This is a genomic window from Streptomyces sp. NPDC048462 (genome assembly GCF_043200175.1).
Lineage (GTDB): Bacteria > Actinomycetota > Actinomycetes > Streptomycetales > Streptomycetaceae > Streptomyces.
The window spans coordinates 81634-101921 of record NZ_JBICXG010000013.1 but is presented as its reverse complement, the minus strand read 5'-3'; the positions used below and the strand labels follow the sequence as shown (position 1 = coordinate 101921).

Genomic DNA, 20288 nt, shown 5'->3' with positions numbered 1-20288 from the left:
ATGGTGTCCGGCGGGGTACGCGTGGCCGGGCCGCGCCGCCCCTCAGTCGAGGACCGCGGTGGCCTCGATCTCGACCAGATGGGCGGGAACGTCCAGTGCCGCCACGCCCAGCAGGGTGGCCGGTGGGGCCGAGGTGATCGCCAGCTTCGCAGTCGCCCGGGAGATCCCTTCCAGGAGCTGGGGCATCTTGTCGGGGGTCCAGTCGACGACATGGACGGTCAGCTTCGCCACGTCGTCGAAGGTTCCACCGACTCCGGCCAGAGCGGCGGCGACGTTGCGGTAGCACTGCTCGACCTGCGCGGCGAGATCTCCTTCGCCGACCGTGGCCCCCTCGGCATCCCAGGAGACCTGTCCGGCGACGAAGACGAGCTTCGACCCGGATGCGACCGACACCTGCCGGTAGACGTCGACCTGGGGCAATCCATCGGGGTTCACCAGCGTGATGGCCATGCTGCCGCCCGCCTTCCTGTCGTGATCGCGAGAGACGCGTTCGCTCTCTTGTGGTTACTCAGGAACCGTAGGAGAGTGTGCGCTGACTTGGAAGAACGCACTTTTCGGTGACTGGGGAACCTCATGGTGACCAAGCAGTTCAAGGGCTCGCCCAAGGACGAAGCGGACCTGACACGCGCGGACTCGCTGGCGCGGGAGATCTTCTCGGACGTCGCCAACAAGTGGGCGCTCCTGATCATCGAAGCCGTCGGGGAACGCACCCTGCGCTTCACCGAGCTGCGCGACGCGGTCGACGGCATCAGCCACAAGATGCTCACGCAGAACCTGCGCATGCTGGAGCGCAACGGCCTGGTCGACCGGTGCGTGCACCCCACCGTCCCGCCACGCGTCGAGTACACCCTCACGGAGCCGGGCCGGGCCCTGCGCGCGACGGTGGACGCGATGTGCGACTGGACCCACCGGTACCTCGGCCACATCGAGACCGCGCGCCGCGGCTTCGACGCCTGACAAGGCTCGGTCTCGACGCCTGACAAGCCGCCCGGAGAGCCGCGCGGCCCGGTCCGGGCGTGGTCCCTCGGCAGCGGCAAACCACTGGCGGTCACGCCCCCTCGCGGACGACCATGGAACGCATGAGCGACCAACCCGCACGATGGACCCAGGCCACCGTCTACCCCGACATGTGGGCCGACCCCGACGACGACCCCCGCAACAGCGAAGGAGTCAGCCCGGACGGCGAACTGGCCACACTCCAGGACTTCATGAAGGACTACCGGCTCACCCTGCGGATGAAGTGCGAGGGACTGGACGCCGAACAGCTGGCCCGCAGGGCCGTTCCGCCGTCGACCATGTCGCTCCTCGGCCTGGTGCGGCACCTCGCCGAGGTCGAGCGGGACTGGCGCAACTGGATCACCGACGGCGAACCGCAGCCGAAGATCTACGGCAAGCGCGACGCCGACTTCGAGGGAGCCGTGGCCGACCCGGCCGTGGTCGACGCCGCCTACGCCGACCTGGCCCGTGAACAGGCCGCGACCGACGCCGCACTGTCCGGACATCCGGACCTGGGCACCCGCCTGGGCAAGGACGGCATCGCGGTACGGGAGTTGCTGGTCCACCGGATCGAGGAGTACGCCCGCCACTGCGGCCACGCCGACCTGCTGCGCGAGTGCGTCGACGGGCGGGTGGGGCAGTAACGGCCGGCCCGTAGCGATCGTTCGGCCGACGGCGGCCGGCCGGCCGGCAGCCGTGGCCGGGTGCGGCTTCAGCCCTCGTTGATGGCGCAGGCGAGGTAGAGGTCCACCCGGTCGCGGGCGACCGCGAGATCGCGGCCGGTGAGCTGCTGGACGCGGCCGATGCGGTAGTGCAACGTGCTGACGTGCAGGTGGAGTTCGGCGGCCGCCCGGCGCCAGGACCCGTTGGTCTCCAGGAACACCCGCAGGGTGTGGACGAGGTCCGCGCCGTGCTCCGCGTCGTACGCCGCGATCGGGCCGAGCAGCCGCTGCCGGTACGCGGCACGGACCTCGGCCGGGACGCCCGCGAGCAGCAACAGGTGCGAGTCCAGCTCGTACGCGGTGACCAGCGCGAGCCGCTCCGGCCGCAGCGCAGCGAGGCGGGCGGCGTGCTGGGACTCCTCGACCGCGCGCGCCAGTCCCGTCGCCTCCGGGGCCAGGGCGCCGAGACCGAACGCGATCCGCCCCCCGTCCACGGCCGGTTCGAGCCTGGCGAGCCGCACCCGCAGCCGCTCGGCCAGCCGTACGTCGTCCAGCCCCGGGGCGGGTGAGGCGAGGATCGTGAGTCCGTGTTCGCCGCCCGCCACGACGGTGGTGGTGCCGGGGTTCTCGTCCAGGGCGCTCTCGACCAGGTCGGAGGCCAGGTCCCAGGGCTGCGGCGCTCCCCGGGTCAGTGCGGTGACGGCCAGCAGCGGCCGGCCGGGGGCGAGCCCCGCGGTGCGCAGCCGGGCGGCCAGGGCGGCGGCCGGGACGCCCTGAGCGATGAGTTCGACGAGCTCGGCGTGGAACTTCTGCTCGGTGCGCCGCCGTTCGTCGCGACGGGCCCCGCCCAGGGCCATGAGTTCCGCCGTCTGTTCGGCGGATTCGCGGGCGGCCGGGTCGGTGAGCGGATCGCGGACGACGAGAAACCCGGCTCCGGCGCTGCGGCGGCCTATCGGCAGCACGGTGCAGCCGTCGGCGGCCTGCTCACCACGCCGGAGCGCGGCGGGGAGCGAGGCGGCGGGACCGGCCAGCGGGCGGCCCGCGATGCTCACGGCCCAGCAGTCGTGGCCGAGTTCGGCGGCGAGCATCGCGACGAGCCCGCCGAGGTCGGCGCCCTCCACCAGGGCGGCGACGAGCCTGCGGTGCCGGCCCAGCACATCGACGAGTTCCTGGCCGCGCTCACGGTTGACGCGCTCGATGACCGTGCGGGACAGGGTGCTGTAGCTGATCTCGGGCGCGGCGGCCAGCACGGGGATGCCGAACCCGGCGCAGGCCTCGACCAGGGCCGGTGGCACCTCGCCGAGCAGGATGTCCCCGGCCACCAGGGCGACCGCGCCGCCCGCGGCGAGGGAGGCGGCGAAGGTCACGCAGTCGGCGGGCGTGCGGTACCAGCCCTCGCTCGTCAGCACGAGCTCTCCACCGTTGAGGAACGCGGCGGGCTCCAGCAGATCGGTGGCGTACACCCACCGCACCTCCCGCTCCAGCGCCTCGCCGGTCCCGGCGCCCTCGGTACCGCGTTCCCCCGTCAGCAGCGTGAGTCCCAGCTCCGGCATACCCAGCACATCGGCCACACGCATACGTCACCCTCCTCGGCTCTCCGACGATCGTACGAAGCCACGGCGTGATTCGGCCGCCCTTTCGCATTCTGCACGCCTGCCTGAGGGCGGCAACAGGGGTGTGTACTGCCGTTGCTGCAGCATTCCCGCCTTCCCAGGCTTCCTACGAATGATGGGAGGGGGCTCGTCGTGACCCAGCCCCAGACCCAGAACCAGAGCCAGCCCCAGAACCACCCGCACACCCCACCGCGCACCCACACCAACCGGCTCGTCCGAGTCCTGCGGAACGCCACCGCCGTGGAGACGTCCGGGATCGAACCCATCGCCGCCGACGCCCGCAGCGGCGGACCCGGATCGTCCTTCACGCTCTGGTTCAGCTCGAATGTGCAGTTCTCCAGCCTCTCCAGCGGCATGCTCGCCACCGCGGCCTTCGGCCTCGGCTGGGTGCAGGCGCTGCTCGCGATCATGCTGGGCAGCGCGGTCGGCGCGGCCGCGATCGGGGCCATGTCCACCTTCGGCCCGCGCTCCGGCGTGGGCCTCCTCGTCCAGACCAAGGGCCCGCTCGGGCGGATCGGGGCCGCTGTCCCGGCCGTCCTGGTCTTCTTCAAGGCGTGCGCCTGGTTCGCCGTGAACTCCGTACTCGGCGCGTTCGCCGTGCAGACGCTGCTCGGTACGGGCTTCGGGCCGGCGTTCGCGATCGTCACGGTCAGCCAGGTCGCCATCGCGCTCGTCGGCTACGGCTTCATCCACCTCGTACAGAAGACGATGGCGGTGGTACTGCCGCTGCTGTTCATCGTCGTGTCCGCCTACGCCCTCACCAAGAGCGACCTCGGATCAGCTTTCGACGCGGACCGGGCCGGGGCGCTCGGCTTCGGCGGAGCCTTCGCCCTCACCATCGCCGTCCAGGCGGCTCGGGCGCTGAGCTTCTCCTCGTACGCCGCCGACTACACCCGCTACATGCCCGTCGACACCTCGCCGCGCAGGCTCTTCACGTACGCCTTCACCGGCACCTGGCTCGGTTCCGTGTGGATCGCCGGACTCGGCGCGGCGATCGGCACCATCGCGTTCATCGGCACCCCGACCGACCTGGTCGGCCAGGTGCTGCCCGGACTGTTCGCCACCGTCACCATGCTGGCGCTGGGCATCTCCACCATCACCTCCAGCTGCCTCGACTGCTACTCCGGCGCGCTGGCCTGGCTCATCGCGGGCGTCAGGATGCGGCGCTGGCAGGCCGTCCTCGTCGTCGGCGCCCTCGGCGGGACCCTCGGCTGGCTCGCGGGGCAGGGCGACTACTGGAAGTCGTTCGAGAACTTCCTGATCCTGCTCGGCAACTGGATCGCCCCCTGGCTCGCCGTGATGCTCGTGGACCGCTACCTGGCCAGGCGCCCCGCCGGACCGGCCGGCCCGGGGGCAAGGTTCGGCCCCGGCTTCCTCTCCTGGCTGCTCGGCCTGGCCGCCGCTGTCCCCTTCATGAGCCAGCCGGGCATCCTCGTCGGCCCCATCGCCAAGGCGCACCCGCCACTCGGCGCGGCCGCCGCCGCAGTCGCGTTCCTGACCGCCGGACTCATCCACTACGCGCTCACCCGCCGCACCGGCGGGCGGGCCCTTCCCGCCGCACAAGACCCGTCCCACCCCACAGAGGAGATCACCGCATGACCAGCACCACCGCTCAGGCGACCACCCCCCGGGCCGCGGCGGCCGCCGTCGCCACCGACGCCGACACCGCCCACCTGCACACCGCCGTCGCCGTCGCCCGCCGCTCCCGCGCCGCCGGCAACCACCCCTTCGGCGCGCTGCTCGTCGGCCCGGACGGCACGGTCCTGATCGAGGCCGAGAACACCGTCACCACGGGCCGGGACGCCACCGGGCACGCCGAGACCAACCTCGTCCGCCTCTCGACGGCGAAGTACGACACCGAGTTCCTGCGCACCTGCACGCTCTACACCAGCACCGAGCCGTGCGCGATGTGCTCCGGCGCCATCTACTGGTCCAACATCGGCCGGGTCGCCTACGCCCTGGGCGAGGACGAGCTGCTGGACATGACGGGCGCCAACGAGGAGAACCCGACCATGGCGCTGCCCTGCCGCGTCGTCTTCGCGGCCGGACAGCGCGACCTCCCCGTCATCGGCCCGGTGGACCTGCCGCAGGCCCGCGAGGTCCACGAGGGCTTCTGGAACTGACGGGACCGAGAACCCCGGTCCTGACAGGGGTGAGCGGCGGGGGGGGGGGGGGGGGGCGGGGGCCCCCCCCCCCGGGGCGGGGGGGGGGGGCGGCGCCCCCCCCCCCCCCCGGGGGGGGGGGGGGGGCGGGGCGGCCGGGGGGGGGGGGGGGGGGGGGGGGGGGGGGGGGGGCGCGGGGGGGGGGGCCCCCGCCCCCCCGCCCCCCCCCCCCCCGCCCCGCGCCCCCCCCCCGGGGGGGGGGGGGCCGCCCCCCCCCCCCCCCCCCCCCCCCCCCCCCCCCGCCGCTCCGTCGTACGGCGTTCAGTCCTGCCTCACCACGCGCCCGGCGCCGGCGGCGGGACGACGTCCGGCCGGTCGTCGCAGGTGATGGTGTTGGGGAGCAGCCAGGGGGCCAGCCAGTCCCCGTCGTTGCCGCCCAGGTCCGTCAGGGCGAACTCCGAGCCCGTGGAGGGGAAGTTGAACGAGCCGCAGTTGTTGACGCCGACCGCGCCCACGTTGCGCGCGTCCACGTTCTCGAACGTGGCGCCGCCCGCCGCGCGGGCGCTCAGCACCGAGGTGCCGGTGCCGTCCACCTTGATGTCCTTGAAGTGGACGCCCTTGATGACGTACTGGTCCTTCACGGCCCAGTCGGAGACGAGCATGATCGCGTTGTAGGTGCTGTCGAGGAAGTTGTTGCCGGTGACCCGGATGTCCGCGTCGATGCTCTTGTCGAGGGCGAAGATCCAGAGGGCGCCGAGGCCGATGTTCCAGTTGAGCTCGTACGTACCGGCGCGGACCGTCGTGTTGGCCGTGAGGTTCAGCTTCCCTGCGAACGGCTCGGCGCCGAAGCGGGAGCCGACGTGCAGCGCGCTGCCCTCGCGGATCGGGTCGGCCACCAGGTTGTTCGAGACGGTGTTGTCGGTGCCGCCGTAGATCGCGATGCCGTTGGCCAGGACCGGGGTCTGGACGGTGTTGTGGTCGAAGGTGTTGCGGGCGTTCGCCGTCTTCTCGGACCACATGGCCAGTCCGTCGTCGCCCGAGTTGCGTACGAAGGTGTGAGCGACGCGTGAATCGGTGACGCCCGTATGGAAGTTGATGGCGTCCGCGATCTGGTCGACGATGATGTTGCCGGTGATCCGCAGGTTCTTCATCGGACCGTCGAACCACATGCCGACCTTGGTGTGGCTGATGTGCAGGCCCTCGATGGTGGAGTCGCTGAACGCGCCGCCGATGCCGTTGACCTGGTCGGTGTCGACGCGCTCGCGCACGTCGCCCTCGATGGCGAAGCCGGACAGGTGGACGTTGCGGCTGCCGCCGTCCGCCGCGTCCTTGCCGTAGAAGCCGACGCCGGTGTGGACCGAGCCGTCGGCGGCCGGGGTGTCGAGTGCGACCTCGTGGCCCTTGATCTTCGTGTACCAGTTGCCCGCGCCGACGATCGTGACGTCGTCGACGACGATGTGCCGGTTGACCTGGTACGTGCCCGGCGGGATGTACACCTTGAGGTGGGTGCGCTTCGCGAAGGCGATGGCCTTGTCGATCGCGGTCGCCGAATCGCGGCGGCCGGTGGGATCGGCCCCGAAGGCGAGGACGTTGGCGGCGAGCAGCTCGATACGCGGGAGGCCGACCAGCTCCGAGTCCATCAGGTCGATGGTCGTCGTCGCGGCCCGGCTGCCGGCCGGGACGGTGAGCCGTACGGTGTCGCCCGCGCGGTAGGTGCGGCCGAGCAGGAGGCGCTGCTCGTCGTAGAAGTGGCTGGGCCGGTACGGCTTGGCGATGACCGGGGCCGGGGTCGTCTCGCTGGGTACGCAGGAGCACTCGGTGATCCACCAGTCGGGGTGGAGCAGCCCGGCGCCCGGATCGTTGGAGAACGGGTACTGGTTGTACAGCCAGGAGTACTGCGAGGTCAGCGTCATGGTGGAGCGCTTCTTGCCGTTCACCGAGACGTCCAGCGGTGCGGTGATCCCGCCGCCGTTCGGGGCGTCCGGGATGCTGTAGCGCACGGTGATCGCGTTGGCGGCGCGCGGCAGCCTGAACTCGACGTGCCGGCCCGGCTCCAGGCTGACCGCCTTGCGGCCGGACGCCTCGGCGGGGAGCGTGTACGCGGCCCGGCCGGGGCCGATGACCGTGCCGTTGGTCGCGGCGCTCTCGGCCTCCTGCTCGACGAACGGCACGTCCGCGCCCCGGCCCGCCACGAGCGCCGGGTCGAGGGCGGCGCGGGTGACGGCGGGAGTCGCGGCGGAGGTGGCGGAGTCGGTGACCACGGAGGCGCGCTGGGCGGCCGGTGCGGGCGTGCCCGTCAGCACGCCCAGGCCGACAGCGGCGACGGTCATCGAGGCGACCGCCGCCGTGTGCCACGCCGTTCGCCGCGGTCTTCGCGGGCTCACTTCATCAGTGCCGGTGATCTTCCGTGACATCGCAGGCCCGTTTCTCTGAGGAGCGGCCGGAGTGGCCGGAGTGGCCGATTTCGGCCGGAGCAGCCGCCGGGGAGGTGAGGCGACAGTAGGACCCGGACATCGCGGGCCACAAGACTCCTGCGAGACGTTTCCGTCAGATTGCCGTTCAAGTACAGATCTTCGTAGGAATTTTGCGTAGCCAGGGCATTTCATTGCGGGATCGCAACCGGCTCACCGGACCCGGTTCAGCGGACCCGGCTCAGCGCGCCGCCGCCTCCGCACCGCGCCGCACCGCCCCGTGCGCCAGCAGGCTGCGGCCGCAGTCGACGACCGTCTCGCGGGCGGGCCTGGGCCACCACTGAAGGATCTCGGCCGCCTTCGCGGTGGTGTGGCGGTTGCGGCGCCCCAGGGCGGGGGTGATGTCGCGCAGCGACGGGTCGCGGAAGCGGGCGGCGAGGCGGACGGCGAAGTCGGGGATCTGTCGGGTGGAGACCCGGTCGGCGTCCTGGCCCAGCTCCTCGCGCAGGGCGCGGGCCATGTCCCGCATCCAGGTGAACTCGCCGGTGGCGAGGAAGCGTTCACCTGCGGCCCGGGGCGAGGTCATGGCGCGGATGTGGATGTCCGCGAGGTCGCGGACGTCGACGATCTCCAGGCCGATGCGCGGCACACCGCTCATGGATCCGGCGAGCATCCGCTGGACGATGCCGACCGACCCGATGGTCCCGGTGGCGAGGATCGGGCCGAAGACGGCGCCGGGCAGGACCGTGGCGAGCTCGGTGGGCCCGTCGTAACCGGCCATGAAGTCCCAGGCCGCCCGCTCGGCGAGGGTCTTGGAGCGGCGGTAGGGGATCAGTGTCGGGTCGTCGGGGTCGGTCCACAGGGTCTCGTCGGTGACGCCCTCGGTGGCGTAGGACGAAGGGCTGGCCGTGTTCGCCGCGGACGTCATCACCACGCGCCGCACCCCCGCCCCGGTGGCCGCGCGCAGGACCCGGAGCGCACCGTCGCGCGCGGGGGCGATCATGGCGTCGGACCCGTCGGCCACGGCGCCGCCCAGGGGGGAGGCGACGTGCAGGACGTGGTCGACGCCCGCGACGGCCGCGTCCCAGCCCTCGTCCGCCGTGAGGTCCGCGATCGCGAACTCCAGCCGCTCTCCCGGGTCCACCTCGGCGGCGACGGCCTCGCGCACCGCCCGCGCCCTGCCGTCGGCGCGCACGGTGGCGCGGACGCGGTAGCCGCGTCGCAGCAGCTCGACGGCGCACCAGCCGGCGACATAGCCGCTGCCTCCTGTGACCAGGACCGTTTCTGACATGGCCGTCCTCCGTGAAGGTGTGGCAAGATTAAACGGAAGCCCTTCCGTATTGCTTTTCGAACGTAACGGAAGCCCTTCCGCTTTGCAACCGGACCGATCGGACCAGCCATGACGCCGCCCCCCTCCCGTGCCACCCGCACCGACGCGCTGAACAACCGGGCCCGCATCCTCGCGGTGGCCGCCGAGGCCTTCGCCGCTTCGTCGGGGGCCTCCATGACGGCCATCGCCAAGCAGGCCGGGGTCGGCGTGGGGACGCTGTACCGGCACTTCCCCACCCGCGAGGCGCTGATCGTGGAGCTTTACCACCAGGAGATCCAGAAGGTCATCGACCTCGCCCACGCCCTCGCGGCCGACCTGCCCCCGCTCGACGCGCTGCGCCGCTGGTTCGAGGAGGTCGCGCACTACGGGAAGCTCAAGTACGGCGTGTCCGAGGTCATCCACGCGGCGACGAACGGCGGGCTCGACGACGAGAACTACCAGCCCTTCCTACGTGCCATCGCCGTCCTCCTCGACGCCGGCGCCGCGTCCGGCGACCTCAAGCCGGGCACCGACCCGGAGGACGTCCTCCTCCAGCTCAGCGTCCTGTGGCGCATCCCCCCGGGCGACGACGCCGATGCCCGCGCCGCCCGCATCCTGAACCTCGTCCTCGACGGACTGCGCACCCGGCCCGCCGGGACCTGAGCCGACGGGCTCCAAGACCGGCCCAGTTGATGCTCAGCCGCTCGGCGTTCCGCCTGCGGCCCGGAGGTGATCGGATGGACGGCATGACGATCCTGTCCGCACTGAACGCCGCCGCCTACCGCTACGTCCTCGTCGACGGCCGCCACCTCGAACTGCTCCACGGCAACCTTCAACGGCAGGAACCAGCGGCACGCACCGCGTTCCTGCGCGAGCTCATCGCGGACTCCGGACGGGCCGACGACGAGGAGTTCACCACACTCCTCGGAATCAGCGCCGGCTGGCGCGAACGCCTCGTCGCCGCCTGGATGGCCGGAATCGGCGGACGTACGCGGCAACGCCGACGCATCGGCGAGCTGCTCATCGACAGCAGCCAGACCTTCGCCGGTCAGGGCCACTGCTTCGCGCTGGCCTGCTTCGCCACACCGGCGGACGCCCGGATCCTGTCCGACTACCTCGACACGTACCTGCCTCGGCGGGACCTCACCTACGACCAGGACTGGGCGATGGGGGCCCTGCTCGACATCGACACGCAGCTCGGCAGCGACTACGCCGGACGCTTCACCGCCCCGGACGGGCCCTGGTGGCGGTGGACGCACGACACGTCTCCCGGCCATCTCGAATCCCTGGGGGCCCGTATCGGCGAACTCCGCGCGCTCGTCGAGAACGCACGACAGGCACGCCCGGCAGTAACCGACATACGGGCCGTCCGCCTGCCGGCCGGCTGGACCCCCGCCTCTCCCGCCGACAGTGCCGCCATCGAGGCCGGACTCGCCGCGGCACTCGCAGCCGACCCCGACGAGCGCCTGCCGCTCACCGACCGCCCCGTGACCGTGGTCGCACACTGCGGCCGACGCGACCACGCGCTCCTCGAAATCACCGGGGACCCGAACCGCTGGGTACTGTCCCGGCCGCTCGACCCGTGGCACCCGGGCCACGACACCCGGCTCGACTTCGTGTTCTTCGCCTCGACCGAGACCGCGGCGGCCGGGCTTCGGGAACACCCCCGATAGGGCTCTCGGCTTCGTTCACGGCACGAGATGCCAAGGGCCGCCCCTTGGGCCGGCCGCGAGTCCAGGACCGCCCGGGGCGGCCGACGACGATCACGCAATCGCTTCCGTCACGCTTTCCAACTTCATGGTTGGAGTTTCGTGGTCGCGCGTGCTAACTTCCAACCCATCAGTTGGAAATGATCAGTGCTCGCCGCCCCGACAAGGAGTTCGACGTGTCCCACACACAACCCACCGAACCGTCCCGGCTGTCCGAGGGTCTGGACGTGCTGAAGGTGATCGGCGGCTCCGCACCCACCCCGCTGGAGGCGCTGTCCGACATCGCTCCGGACCTCGCCCGCTACGCCGTCGAGTTCGCGTACGGCGATCTGTACACCCGGCCCGGACTGACGCTGCCCCAAAGGCAGTTGGTGACCGTCGCGGCGCTCGCCGCCCTCGGGAACGCCGAACCGCAGCTGCGCTTCCACATCGCGGGCGCGCTCAACGTCGGCTGTACCCGGCGCGAGGTCGTCGAGGTGCTCATGCACACACTCGTCTACGCCGGATTCCCCGCAGCCCTCAACGGGATCGCCGCCGCGCGCGCGGTGTTCGCCGAGCACCCGGCCGCGCCCGGCACCCCTGACGCTCCCGGCGCCCCCGAACCGGCCGCCGAGGGTGCGTCCGAGCGCTTCGCCCGAGGGCTGCGCGCCCTGGCGGAGGTCGACGGACACTCGGGGCAGCAGGTGGTGGACTCCCTCAACGACATCGCCCCCGAACTGGGCCGCTACCTCGTCGAGTTCGTCTTCGGCGACGTCTACCAGCGCACCGGGATCGACCTGAAGACCCGCGAGATGGCCACGATCGCGATGTGCACCGCCCTGGGCACCGCGGGCCCCCAGCTGCGCGTACACATCCACGGATTCCTCAACACCGGCGGCACCCGGGAGGAGGCGACCGAGGTGATCACCCACCTGGCCGCCTACGCCGGTTTCCCCGCCGCACTGAACGGCATCACCGCCGCACGCGAGGTCTTCGCGGCACGGGACGCGGCACGGGACGCCGCGTAAGGGCACGGGCAAGAACACCGACAACGACAAGGATCCGGACATGGCCTGGGACACCGCACGCACCAAACGCCTCCTGCTCGAAGCCGCCGTCGAGGAGTTCGCCGAGCACGGCCCGACCGGCGCGCGCGTCGACCGCGTCGCAGCGGCGGCGAAGGTCAACAAGGAGCGCATCTACCAGTACTTCGGCGGCAAGGAGAAGCTGTTCACCGCCGTACTGGCATCCGAACTGGCCAAGGCCGCCGAGGCCGTGCCCCTGCCCGCCCCGGGGGAGGGCGACCTCGGTGACTTCGCCGGACGGCTGTACGACTACCACGGCGCCCACCCGCACCTGCTCCGCCTGCTCTCCTGGGAAGGGCTGCGCGACGGACGGGCACCGGTGGCCGCCGAGACGGAGCGCGCCGCCCACTACGCCGACAAGGCCGCGCAGATCGCCGCCCTCCAGCTCGACGGCGCCGTCACCGCCGACTTCGAACCGGGCCGGCTGTTCGGGGCCGCCTTCGCCCTCGCGACCTGGTGGCTCACCATGCCCCAGCTCGCCCGCATGGCCCTGAGCGGTGCCGACGGCTCCCCCGAGGCAACGCGGGACGCGCTCGTGCGGATGGTCCGGGCCCTCACCGACCCCGGTGCGCCATCGCGGTGACCGCCCGGACCGGCGGAGCGCCTGGCATCCGGGGCAAACCCGCAGCTCAGGCGTTTACGCAGGTCAGAATGGGTGGCGTAACTTCGGCGTAACCTCGCGCGGGGTGCCCGGCGGGTAGCGTGGGGGCCGAGAGGAGGTGACGAAACGCTCATGCGAGACGAACCGCCACCGCACCGCGAGAGGCCGCCGCTCCCCCGCGCCGAACGCGCGCGACAGATCGCGGACACCCTGCGCCAGCGGATCACCTCCGGCCGCTACGAGGACGGCATGCTGCCCGACGAACGCGCCTTGGGCCAGTTGCTCGGCACCTCCCGCAACACCGTCAGACAGGCCCTCGGCCTGCTGCGCGACGAGGGGCTGATCACCCGCAGGCGGGGCATCGGCACCCAGATCGTGACGGCGAAGTACGGGCACGGCCTCGACCGCCTCACCGGCCTCGCGGAGACCCTCATCGACTACGGCACCGTGGCGAACACGGTCCGCGCGGCCCGCGTCGTACCGCAGGCGCCGAAGGCCGTCACCGAGCGGCTCCAACTGCCGGACGGCTCCGAGGCGGTGTACCTGGAGCGGCTGCGCAGCCTGGACGGGCGCCCGCTCTCCGTCGACTCGACCTGGCTCGCCCCCGACATCGGGCGCCCCCTCCTCGACTGCGACCTCGCCGGCCGCGACGTCTTCACGCTCATCGAGGAGACCACCGGGACCCGGCTCGGCAGCGCCGAGGTCACCGTGCACGCCGTCACCGCCGAACCGGACACCGCGCGGCTGCTCGGCATCCCCGCCGGCGCGGCCCTGTTCGTGATCGACCGGCTCACCCGGCTCGCCGACGGGCGCCCCGTGGACACCGAGTCCCTGCGGGTGCGCGCCGACCGGTTCGCCCTGCACACGCTGCTCCACCGAGGCGACTCCCCGCCCAGCGCCCTCGCCTGACCGAGGCGACTCCCCTCCCCTCGCACCGCCCTCGGAGGCACCCCCATGTCCTGGACCCCCGACACGCTCACCCTGGTTCTGCTCGCCCTGTTCGGCCTCGCGGGAGGCATCGGGATCACCGCGATCGGGCCCGGCGGTGTGCTGCCCACCATCGGCATGTTCCTGCTGACCGGCCTCACCCCGGCCGGCGTCGCGGGCACCGCCATCGTCACCCACGTGGCGACCGGCGTCCTCGGCACCGCCGCGTACACCAGGTCCGGGCAGCTGCGGGACCCGGACACGCGGCGCACCGCCGTGGTCCTCGCCGCGAGCGCGCTCGCCGGCACCCCCGTCGGCGTGCTGCTCAACACCCACGTTTCGGGGCGGCTGTTCGGGATCCTGCTGGCGTGCGCCGTCACGGTGACCGGCCTGCTGGTGTGGCTCCGCGAGCGCCGCGCGGCGACCGCGCCGACGCCCGGCACCCCGGTGCGGGTGCCGCTCGCGCTCACCGTCGCGGTGGGGGTCACGGTGGCCGTCGCGGCGGGGCTGTTCGGGCTGGGCGGGCCGATGCTGAGCGTGCCGCTCCTGGTCGTCTGCGGGCTCCCGGTGCTGTCCGCGCTGGCCGCCGCGCAGGCGCAGTCCGTGGTGATCGCGAGCGTGGGTACCGTCGGCTACGTCCAGCACGGCTCCGTCGACTGGACGCTGGCCGCGGTGGTCGGCGTGCCGGAACTGGTGGGGGTGATCGTGGGCTGGCGCATCGCCCGTTCGGTCCCGGCCCGCCGCCTCAAGTACGCCATGGCCGCCATGCTCCTGGCGCTGGCCCCGTACCTCGCGTTCCGCTCCTGAGGCGGGGGTACGGATCCCGCCCTACCGGACGGTCTCGATGCTCAACTGCGCGCCCAGTTCCGTGAAGCCCAGTGCGGCCGCGACCCGCCGGGACGCGAGAGGCCGCGCACGCCACTGCGGCAGCAGCCCGGCGGCTCCATGCCCCCGGAAGTCCTGACGGCGGCGGCGATCCCCTACCCGGGTACCAGTCGCCACGCCTCCGAATGAGCACCTGGGTATCACGCGCCGGGCGGGAGCCGGGAGGCATCGTGGAGGCGTTCGCACACGTCGCCCGCCACCCGCGGCACCGCAGACCGTGCCGTGCGTGCCGCACCGCCCGAACGGGGAGTTCCAGGTGCTCGCTGTCCCGCGTACCCGTACCCACAACCGCCGGCAGGTCCTCACCACCGCCCTCGCCGCGTCCGCCCTGCTGGCCACCGGCGCCATCCCGTCCTTCGCGGCCGGCGGCCGGCGGGCCCGCACCCCCCTGCCGACCGCGCGACTGCCCCGGCCCACCGGACCGTTCGAGGTCGGCACCACCGTGCACCACCTCGTCGACACCTCCCGCGCGGAGCCCTGGCTGCCGGGGACCGCGGCCCGCCGCGAGCTGATGATCAGCGTCCGCTACCCGGCCGCGCCCGGCGGACCGGCCCGGCGCGAGCCGCAGATGACGGCCTCGGCCGCCGCGCACTTCGGTGGGCCGGAGGGGGCCGCCGCCCTGAACCTGGGCATGGCACCCGGGTCCGTCGACTGGGCCGCCACGCTCAGCCACGCCCGCCGCGACGCACCCGTCGCCGCACGGGCCGGCCGGCTGCCCGTCGTGCTGTACTCCGGCGGACTGGGCGACCCGCGCACCTGGAACACCGCCCTGGTCGACGACCTCGCGAGCCACGGGTACGCGGTCGTCACGATCGACCACACCTACGAGGCGACCGAGGTGGAGTTCCCCGACGGGCACCTCGCCACCATGCGGATCTTCGACGGCGCGCCGCCCAGCGATCCGGACGCGGTCAGCGCCCTGCTGCGCAAGGTCATGGCGGTCCGGGTGGCCGACACCCGGTTCGTGCTCGACCGGCTCCCGGAACTGAACCGGACGCGCTTCGCAGACGTACTCGATCTGCGCCGGACCGGCATGTTCGGCCACTCCGCAGGCGGGTTCACCGCCGCCCAGACGATGCACGACGACCGGCGGATCCGGGCGGGCATCAACATGGACGGGCAACTGGACTACGTGGGCGGCGCACAGCCGGACGGCAGCCGGCTGAGCACGGTCGCCACGGACGGGCTTGACCGGCCGCTGCTCCTGATGGGGACGGCCGGCGAGGGCTCGGGCGACTACCGGCAGCAGCCGTCCTGGGCGGCGTTCTGGAAGAACACCCGAGGCTGGCGGGCCGACGTCACCCTGACCGGCTCGCGCCACGCCTCCTACACCGACGCGCAGTCGCTGCTCCCTCAACTGGCCCGCCAGGGCGCGGAACCGGACGGCGGACTGGCCGGGGCCGTCGGGACGGTGCGGCCGGACCGGGCGGCGGCCGCGAGCCGGGCGTACACGGCGTCGTTCTTCGAGCGGTGGCTGCGCGGACACGACGACTGCCTGCTGCACGGCCCCTCGGACCGCTTCCCGGAGATGGTGTTCACGCCGTGAACGGGACGGCCCGAGAGCTCAGCCCACCTGCTTGTGCATGACGACGCAGGGCCGGCCGTGCCCCCGGTCGGCGCGGCGGTCGATCTCCTGCCGGACCGGGGAGCTCAGGCAGGGCGTGGGCGTGCCCTCGTCCACGAACGACGCCGGCCCCCGGGGAGCGATCCCCGGGGGCCGGCGTTGTAACGCTGTGCTGGAGCTACCGATCCGTCAGGATCAGAAGTCCATGTCACCGCCCGGCATGCCGCCCGGAGCGCCGCCGGCAGCGGCCTTCTCCGGCTTGTCGGCGATGACGGCCTCGGTGGTGAGGAAGAGCGCGGCGATGGACGCGGCGTTCTGCAGGGCGGAGCGCGTGACCTTCGCCGGGTCGAGAATGCCCTCGGCGATCATGTCGACGTACTCGCCGGTCGCGGCGTTGAGGCCGTGACCGATCGGCAGGTTGCGCACCTTCTCGACGACGACTCCGCCTTCGAGACCACCGTTGACGGCGATCTGCTTGAGCGGGGCCTCCAGCGCCAGCTTGACGGCGTTGGCGCCGGTCGCCTCGTCACCCGAGAGCTCGAGCTTCTCGAAGACGGCCGAGGCCTGGAGCAGAGCCACGCCACCACCGGCGACGATGCCCTCCTCGACGGCGGCCTTGGCGTTGCGCACCGCGTCCTCGATGCGGTGCTTGCGCTCCTTGAGCTCGACCTCGGTGGCGGCACCGGCCTTGATGACGGCCACGCCGCCGGCCAGCTTCGCCAGACGCTCCTGGAGCTTCTCGCGGTCGTAGTCCGAGTCGGAGTTCTCGATCTCGGCACGGATCTGGTTGACGCGACCCTGGACCTGGTCGCTGTCACCGGCGCCGTCGACGATCGTCGTCTCGTCCTTGGTGATGACGACCTTGCGGGCACGGCCGAGCAGGTCGAGACCGGCGTTCTCCAGCTTGAGGCCGACCTCCTCGGAGATGACGGTGCCACCGGTGAGGATGGCGATGTCGCCGAGCATGGCCTTGCGGCGGTCACCGAAGCCCGGGGCCTTGACGGCGACGGACTTGAAGGTGCCACGGATCTTGTTGACGACCAGGGTCGACAGGGCCTCGCCCTCGACGTCCTCGGCGATGATCAGCAGCGGCTTGCCGGACTGCATGACCTTCTCGAGCAGCGGAAGGAGGTCCTTCACGTTGCTGATCTTCGAGTTCACGATCAGGATGTACGGGTCGTCGAGCGACGACTCCATGCGCTCCATGTCCGTGGCGAAGTACGCCGAGATGTAGCCCTTGTCGAAGCGCATACCCTCGGTGAGCTCGAGCTCCAGACCGAAGGTCTGGGACTCCTCGACGGTGATGACGCCTTCCTTGCCGACCTTGTCCATGGCCTCGGCGATGAGCTCGCCGATCTGGGTGTCAGCGGCGGAGATGGAGGCGGTCGAAGCGATCTGCTCCTTGGTCTCCACGTCCTTGGCCTGCTCCAGGAGGGCGGCGGAGACGGCCTCGACGGCCTTCTCGATGCCCCGCTTGAGAGCCATCGGGTTCGCACCCGCGGCCACGTTGCGCAGGCCCTCGCGGACGAGCGCCTGAGCGAGAACGGTGGCGGTGGTCGTACCGTCGCCGGCGACGTCGTCCGTCTTCTTGGCGACCTCCTTGACCAGCTCCGCACCGATCTTCTCGTACGGGTCCTCCAGCTCGATCTCCTTGGCGATGGAAACACCATCGTTGGTGATCGTGGGGGCGCCCCACTTCTTCTCAAGGACGACGTTGCGACCCTTGGGGCCGAGGGTGACCTTGACGGCGTCGGCGAGCTGGTTCATGCCGCGCTCAAGACCGCGCCGGGCCTCCTCGTCGAACGCGATGATCTTGGCCATATGAAGTGGTCCTCCCGGACAGGGGTGGATTTCTCCGGACCGAGTGGCGCCCGCGACGGACGGCCTGCCGCCTGCCGGTTCCTTGCCCCGACAGACCTGCGGGCCTCACCGGCCCGGTCCAAGTTTCTGTCACTCTCACCCGGAGAGTGCTAAGCCCAATGATTAGCACTCGACCCCCGAGAGTGCAAGCGTCCCCCTCCGGAGTGTGGACAACGAGCGCCCCTGCGGAGCGTGGACGACCGGAGGGCCGCAGCGGGCTCCGGACGCACGGAGGGCCCGTACCCCAGGGGTACGGGCCCTCCGTGCGTGAGTAGTGTCGTTGGCCGACCGCGCCGAACTCAGCCGACGGCGAGCTTGACCATGTCCGCCTGCGGCCCCTTCTGGCCCTGCGAGATTTCGAATTCAACTCGCTGACCCTCTTCGAGGGTGCGGTATCCGTCCATCTGGATCGCGCTGTAGTGGACGAAAACATCCGCACCACCGTCGACCGCGATGAAGCCGTACCCCTTCTCCGCGTTGAACCACTTGACGGTGCCCTGAGCCATGCCTAACTCCCCTATTACTGGCCCTTGCACAGGACCGCACTTCGCGGGCCCGGGTCAGAACTCACCCTCCGACAGGAGAGGGTGCGTGCGCCGGAACGCGTCGACCGCGGCCGAATGTATCTGCCCAACTGCCCTCTGCAACAGGTCAATCGGACGAGAATTCTGGGCATCGCCGAACGCCCGAATATGAGGAACTCATGAGATTCCAGGGCAAGTCGGGCCAGGCAAAGGCGACTTATGGCGCAAGAGGCTCAGGCACTTTGGCTGCATCTTGTCGTGGCCGGGCGCATTCTCATATGCGGGGGGCACGGGCAGCGGAGGGGGCTTCCCACACTCTACCGCGCTCAACCATGCAGAATTGCCCCCTCCGCTTCTGTCGCGGAGAGGGCAATCGCGGTGACTCGTCGAAGCGGGACCGCTCGGGTCCCGGGGCTCAGCAGCCGCCGGCGACGGCCGGGATGATCGAGATGCCGGCGCCGTCCGGGGTGACCGCTTCCAGGCCTCCCTGGAAGCGCACGTCGTCGTCGTTGACGTACACGTTGACGAAGCGGCGGAGCTTGCCCTGGTCGTCCAGGACGCGGGCGGCGATGCCCGGGTGGTCCTTCTCCAGGGACTCGATGACCTGGGAGAGGGTCGCGCCCTCTGCCGGGACCTCGGCCTGGCCGCCCGTGTAGGTGCGGAGGATGGTGGGGATACGGACCTTGACGCTCATGGTGGGAGCCCTTCCTGGAGTCACGGGTGGCCGGAGGCTGCGGCAGCCTCTCAGCTGGTGCGGCGGACCGCTCAGGCGGTACCGAGGCCGGCGGCACGGAAGGCGTCCAGGCTCGGCCTGATCGTCGCCGTCGCCTGCGAGGTGGCGGCCACCGCGTCGAGCGTCTTGAGGCCGTCACCGGTGTTCAGGACGACCGTGGTGAGCGACGGGTCGAGCAGACCCGCCTCGATCAGCTTCTTCGTCACGCCGACGGTCACCCCGCCCGCGGTCTCGGCGAAGATGCCCTCGGTGCGCGCCAGCAGCTTGATCGCGTCGACGACCTGCTCGTCGTTGACGTCCTCGACGGCGCCGCCGGTGCGGCGGGCGATGTCCAGGACGTACGGGCCGTCGGCCGGGTTGCCGATCGCCAGGGACTTGGCGATGGTGTTCGGCTTCTGCGGCCGCACCACGTCGTGACCGGCCTTGAAGGCGGTGGAGACCGGCGAGCAGCCCTCGGCCTGGGCTCCGAAGATCTTGTACGGCCTGTCCTCGACCAGACCGAGCTTGATCAGCTCCTGGAGACCCTTGTCGATCTTCGTGAGCTGCGAGCCGGACGCGATCGGGATCACGATCTGGTCGGGCAGCCGCCAGCCGAGCTGCTCGCAGATCTCGTACGCGAGCGTCTTGGAACCCTCGCCGTAGTACGGGCGCAGGTTGACGTTGACGAAGCCCCAGCCCTCACCGAGCGGGTCACCGATGAGCTCCGAGCAGAAGCGGTTGACGTCGTCGTAGTTGCCCTCGATGCCGACCAGCTCACCGCCGTACACGGCGGCCATGACGACCTTGCCCTGCTCCAGGTCGTGCGGGATGAACACACAGGAGCGCAGGCCGGCGCGGGCGGCGGCGGCGCCCACCGCACCGGCGAGGTTGCCGGTGGAGGAGCAGGAGAGCGTGGTGAAACCGAAGGCGCGGGCGGCTTCGACGGCGATCGCGACGACACGGTCCTTGAAGGAGTGCGTCGGGTTGCCGGAGTCGTCCTTGACGTACAGGCCACCGGTGACGCCCAGCTCACGGGCGAGGTTGTCGGCCTTGACCAGCTTGGTGAAGCCGGGGTTGATGTTCGGCTTCTCCGCGACGTCGGAGGGGACCGGCAGCAGCGGCGCGTAGCGCCAGATGTTGTCGGGTCCGGCCTCGATGCGCTTCTTCAGCTCGTCCGGGGAACCGGTCGGCAGGTCGTAGGCCACTTCGAGCGGTCCGAAACAGCTCGAACAGGCGAAAAGGGGACCGAGTGCGAATCGTTCTCCGCACTCGCGGCAGGAAAGTGCCGCGGCGGGACCGAGGTCCACAGAAGATTCGGTAGATGTTGCAACAGTCTCAACAGCCATGAT

General features: G+C 71.5%; 19 protein-coding genes. 11 read left to right on the top strand and 8 right to left on the bottom strand.

The features are described from left to right. Positions 1-42: 42 nt before the first annotated feature. Entirely contained in the window at positions 43-450 is a 408-nt protein-coding gene (locus ACGFU6_RS22300; protein WP_393613167.1) for a RidA family protein, read from the bottom strand. A gap of 123 nt (positions 451-573) precedes the next feature. On the opposite strand from ACGFU6_RS22300, the gene ACGFU6_RS22295 reads away from it, so the two are divergent. Together ACGFU6_RS22295 and ACGFU6_RS22290 are read left to right on the top strand one after the other, a co-directional pair. Then, positions 574-957 (top strand): winged helix-turn-helix transcriptional regulator, encoded by a 384-nt coding sequence (locus ACGFU6_RS22295; protein WP_393613166.1) that lies wholly within the window; start codon positions 574-576, stop codon positions 955-957. Between the two features lie 122 nt (positions 958-1079). Then, the gene (locus ACGFU6_RS22290) at positions 1080-1640 is read left to right on the top strand and encodes a DinB family protein (RefSeq protein WP_393613164.1); all 561 of its coding nucleotides are present in this window, start codon (positions 1080-1082) and stop codon (positions 1638-1640) included. A 68-nt stretch (positions 1641-1708) separates the two neighbouring features. Here ACGFU6_RS22290 and ACGFU6_RS22285 read toward each other — a convergent pair whose 3' ends face one another. Next, positions 1709-3235: a helix-turn-helix domain-containing protein gene (locus tag ACGFU6_RS22285; protein ID WP_393613162.1), complete on the bottom strand. Its 1527-nt coding sequence runs from the start codon at positions 3233-3235 to the stop codon at positions 1709-1711. 168 nt (positions 3236-3403) lie between these two features. Between ACGFU6_RS22285 and ACGFU6_RS22280 the strand changes: the two genes are divergently transcribed. Both ACGFU6_RS22280 and ACGFU6_RS22275 read left to right on the top strand, forming a co-directional pair. Further along, the gene (locus ACGFU6_RS22280; RefSeq protein WP_393613160.1) at positions 3404-4870 is read left to right on the top strand and encodes a purine-cytosine permease family protein; all 1467 of its coding nucleotides are present in this window, start codon (positions 3404-3406) and stop codon (positions 4868-4870) included. Then, the gene (locus ACGFU6_RS22275; RefSeq protein WP_393613158.1) at positions 4867-5394 is read left to right on the top strand and encodes a nucleoside deaminase; all 528 of its coding nucleotides are present in this window, start codon (positions 4867-4869) and stop codon (positions 5392-5394) included. Before ACGFU6_RS22280 ends, ACGFU6_RS22275 begins: the two co-directional genes overlap by 4 nt. Before the next feature lie 311 nt (positions 5395-5705). Here the strand turns inward: ACGFU6_RS22275 and ACGFU6_RS22270 are convergent, their stop codons facing one another. Together ACGFU6_RS22270 and ACGFU6_RS22265 are read right to left on the bottom strand one after the other, a co-directional pair. Next, positions 5706-7703: a glycosyl hydrolase family 28-related protein gene (locus ACGFU6_RS22270; RefSeq protein ID WP_393613157.1), complete on the bottom strand. Its 1998-nt coding sequence runs from the start codon at positions 7701-7703 to the stop codon at positions 5706-5708. Positions 7704-8025: 322 nt separating this feature from the next. Continuing rightward, positions 8026-9075 (bottom strand): NAD-dependent epimerase/dehydratase family protein, encoded by a 1050-nt coding sequence (locus tag ACGFU6_RS22265; protein ID WP_393613156.1) that lies wholly within the window; start codon positions 9073-9075, stop codon positions 8026-8028. Positions 9076-9183: 108 nt separating this feature from the next. Between ACGFU6_RS22265 and ACGFU6_RS22260 the strand changes: the two genes are divergently transcribed. From ACGFU6_RS22260 to ACGFU6_RS22230, 7 genes are all read left to right on the top strand, one after another. Continuing rightward, the gene (locus ACGFU6_RS22260; protein WP_393613154.1) at positions 9184-9756 is read left to right on the top strand and encodes a TetR/AcrR family transcriptional regulator; all 573 of its coding nucleotides are present in this window, start codon (positions 9184-9186) and stop codon (positions 9754-9756) included. Positions 9757-9830: 74 nt separating this feature from the next. After that, a complete protein-coding gene (locus ACGFU6_RS22255; protein WP_393613153.1) occupies positions 9831-10766 on the top strand; it encodes a DUF6000 family protein in 936 nt (311 codons plus the stop codon). 212 nt (positions 10767-10978) lie between these two features. After that, positions 10979-11809 (top strand): carboxymuconolactone decarboxylase family protein, encoded by an 831-nt coding sequence (locus tag ACGFU6_RS22250; protein ID WP_393613151.1) that lies wholly within the window; start codon positions 10979-10981, stop codon positions 11807-11809. Between the two features lie 40 nt (positions 11810-11849). Then, the gene (locus ACGFU6_RS22245; protein ID WP_393613149.1) at positions 11850-12449 is read left to right on the top strand and encodes a TetR family transcriptional regulator; all 600 of its coding nucleotides are present in this window, start codon (positions 11850-11852) and stop codon (positions 12447-12449) included. A 150-nt stretch (positions 12450-12599) separates the two neighbouring features. Beyond that, positions 12600-13376, top strand: coding sequence for a GntR family transcriptional regulator (locus ACGFU6_RS22240; protein WP_393613147.1), 777 nt, complete (start codon positions 12600-12602; stop codon positions 13374-13376). 45 nt (positions 13377-13421) lie between these two features. Next, complete coding sequence (locus ACGFU6_RS22235) at positions 13422-14201, top strand: sulfite exporter TauE/SafE family protein (protein ID WP_393613146.1); 780 nt, start codon at positions 13422-13424, stop codon at positions 14199-14201. Between the two features lie 304 nt (positions 14202-14505). After that, a complete protein-coding gene (locus ACGFU6_RS22230; RefSeq protein WP_393613144.1) occupies positions 14506-15825 on the top strand; it encodes an alpha/beta hydrolase family protein in 1320 nt (439 codons plus the stop codon). Between the two features lie 213 nt (positions 15826-16038). On the opposite strand, the gene groL is transcribed toward ACGFU6_RS22230, so the two are convergent. The 4 genes from groL to thrC all read right to left on the bottom strand — a co-directional run bounded on the left by groL (position 16039) and on the right by thrC (position 20285). Further along, positions 16039-17664 carry a chaperonin GroEL gene (gene groL / locus ACGFU6_RS22225; protein ID WP_123524516.1) on the bottom strand — a complete coding sequence of 542 codons (1626 nt, stop codon included), beginning with the start codon at positions 17662-17664 and terminating at the stop codon, positions 16039-16041. Between the two features lie 338 nt (positions 17665-18002). After that, positions 18003-18209, bottom strand: coding sequence for a cold-shock protein (locus ACGFU6_RS22220; RefSeq protein WP_003967346.1), 207 nt, complete (start codon positions 18207-18209; stop codon positions 18003-18005). 433 nt (positions 18210-18642) lie between these two features. Continuing rightward, complete coding sequence (locus tag ACGFU6_RS22215) at positions 18643-18921, bottom strand: MoaD/ThiS family protein (protein ID WP_393613142.1); 279 nt, start codon at positions 18919-18921, stop codon at positions 18643-18645. Positions 18922-18992: 71 nt separating this feature from the next. Beyond that, on the bottom strand, positions 18993-20285 hold the full coding sequence (thrC, locus tag ACGFU6_RS22210; protein WP_393613141.1) for a threonine synthase: 1293 nt from the start codon (positions 20283-20285) through the stop codon (positions 18993-18995). Positions 20286-20288: the final 3 nt, after the last annotated feature.

Coding starts and splice junctions, on each gene's coding strand:
- ACGFU6_RS22300 (WP_393613167.1), bottom strand. CDS start 450: ATGGCCATCACGCTGGTGAACCCCGATGGATTGCCCCAGGTCGACGTC.
- ACGFU6_RS22295 (WP_393613166.1), top strand. CDS start 574: ATGGTGACCAAGCAGTTCAAGGGCTCGCCCAAGGACGAAGCGGACCTG.
- ACGFU6_RS22290 (WP_393613164.1), top strand. CDS start 1,080: ATGAGCGACCAACCCGCACGATGGACCCAGGCCACCGTCTACCCCGAC.
- ACGFU6_RS22285 (WP_393613162.1), bottom strand. CDS start 3,235: ATGCGTGTGGCCGATGTGCTGGGTATGCCGGAGCTGGGACTCACGCTG.
- ACGFU6_RS22275 (WP_393613158.1), top strand. CDS start 4,867: ATGACCAGCACCACCGCTCAGGCGACCACCCCCCGGGCCGCGGCGGCC.
- ACGFU6_RS22270 (WP_393613157.1), bottom strand. CDS start 7,703: ATGACCGTCGCCGCTGTCGGCCTGGGCGTGCTGACGGGCACGCCCGCA.
- ACGFU6_RS22265 (WP_393613156.1), bottom strand. CDS start 9,075: ATGTCAGAAACGGTCCTGGTCACAGGAGGCAGCGGCTATGTCGCCGGC.
- ACGFU6_RS22260 (WP_393613154.1), top strand. CDS start 9,184: ATGACGCCGCCCCCCTCCCGTGCCACCCGCACCGACGCGCTGAACAAC.
- ACGFU6_RS22255 (WP_393613153.1), top strand. CDS start 9,831: ATGGACGGCATGACGATCCTGTCCGCACTGAACGCCGCCGCCTACCGC.
- ACGFU6_RS22245 (WP_393613149.1), top strand. CDS start 11,850: ATGGCCTGGGACACCGCACGCACCAAACGCCTCCTGCTCGAAGCCGCC.
- ACGFU6_RS22240 (WP_393613147.1), top strand. CDS start 12,600: ATGCGAGACGAACCGCCACCGCACCGCGAGAGGCCGCCGCTCCCCCGC.
- ACGFU6_RS22235 (WP_393613146.1), top strand. CDS start 13,422: ATGTCCTGGACCCCCGACACGCTCACCCTGGTTCTGCTCGCCCTGTTC.
- groL (WP_123524516.1), bottom strand. CDS start 17,664: ATGGCCAAGATCATCGCGTTCGACGAGGAGGCCCGGCGCGGTCTTGAG.
- ACGFU6_RS22220 (WP_003967346.1), bottom strand. CDS start 18,209: ATGGCTCAGGGCACCGTCAAGTGGTTCAACGCGGAGAAGGGGTACGGC.
- ACGFU6_RS22215 (WP_393613142.1), bottom strand. CDS start 18,921: ATGAGCGTCAAGGTCCGTATCCCCACCATCCTCCGCACCTACACGGGC.
- thrC (WP_393613141.1), bottom strand. CDS start 20,285: ATGGCTGTTGAGACTGTTGCAACATCTACCGAATCTTCTGTGGACCTC.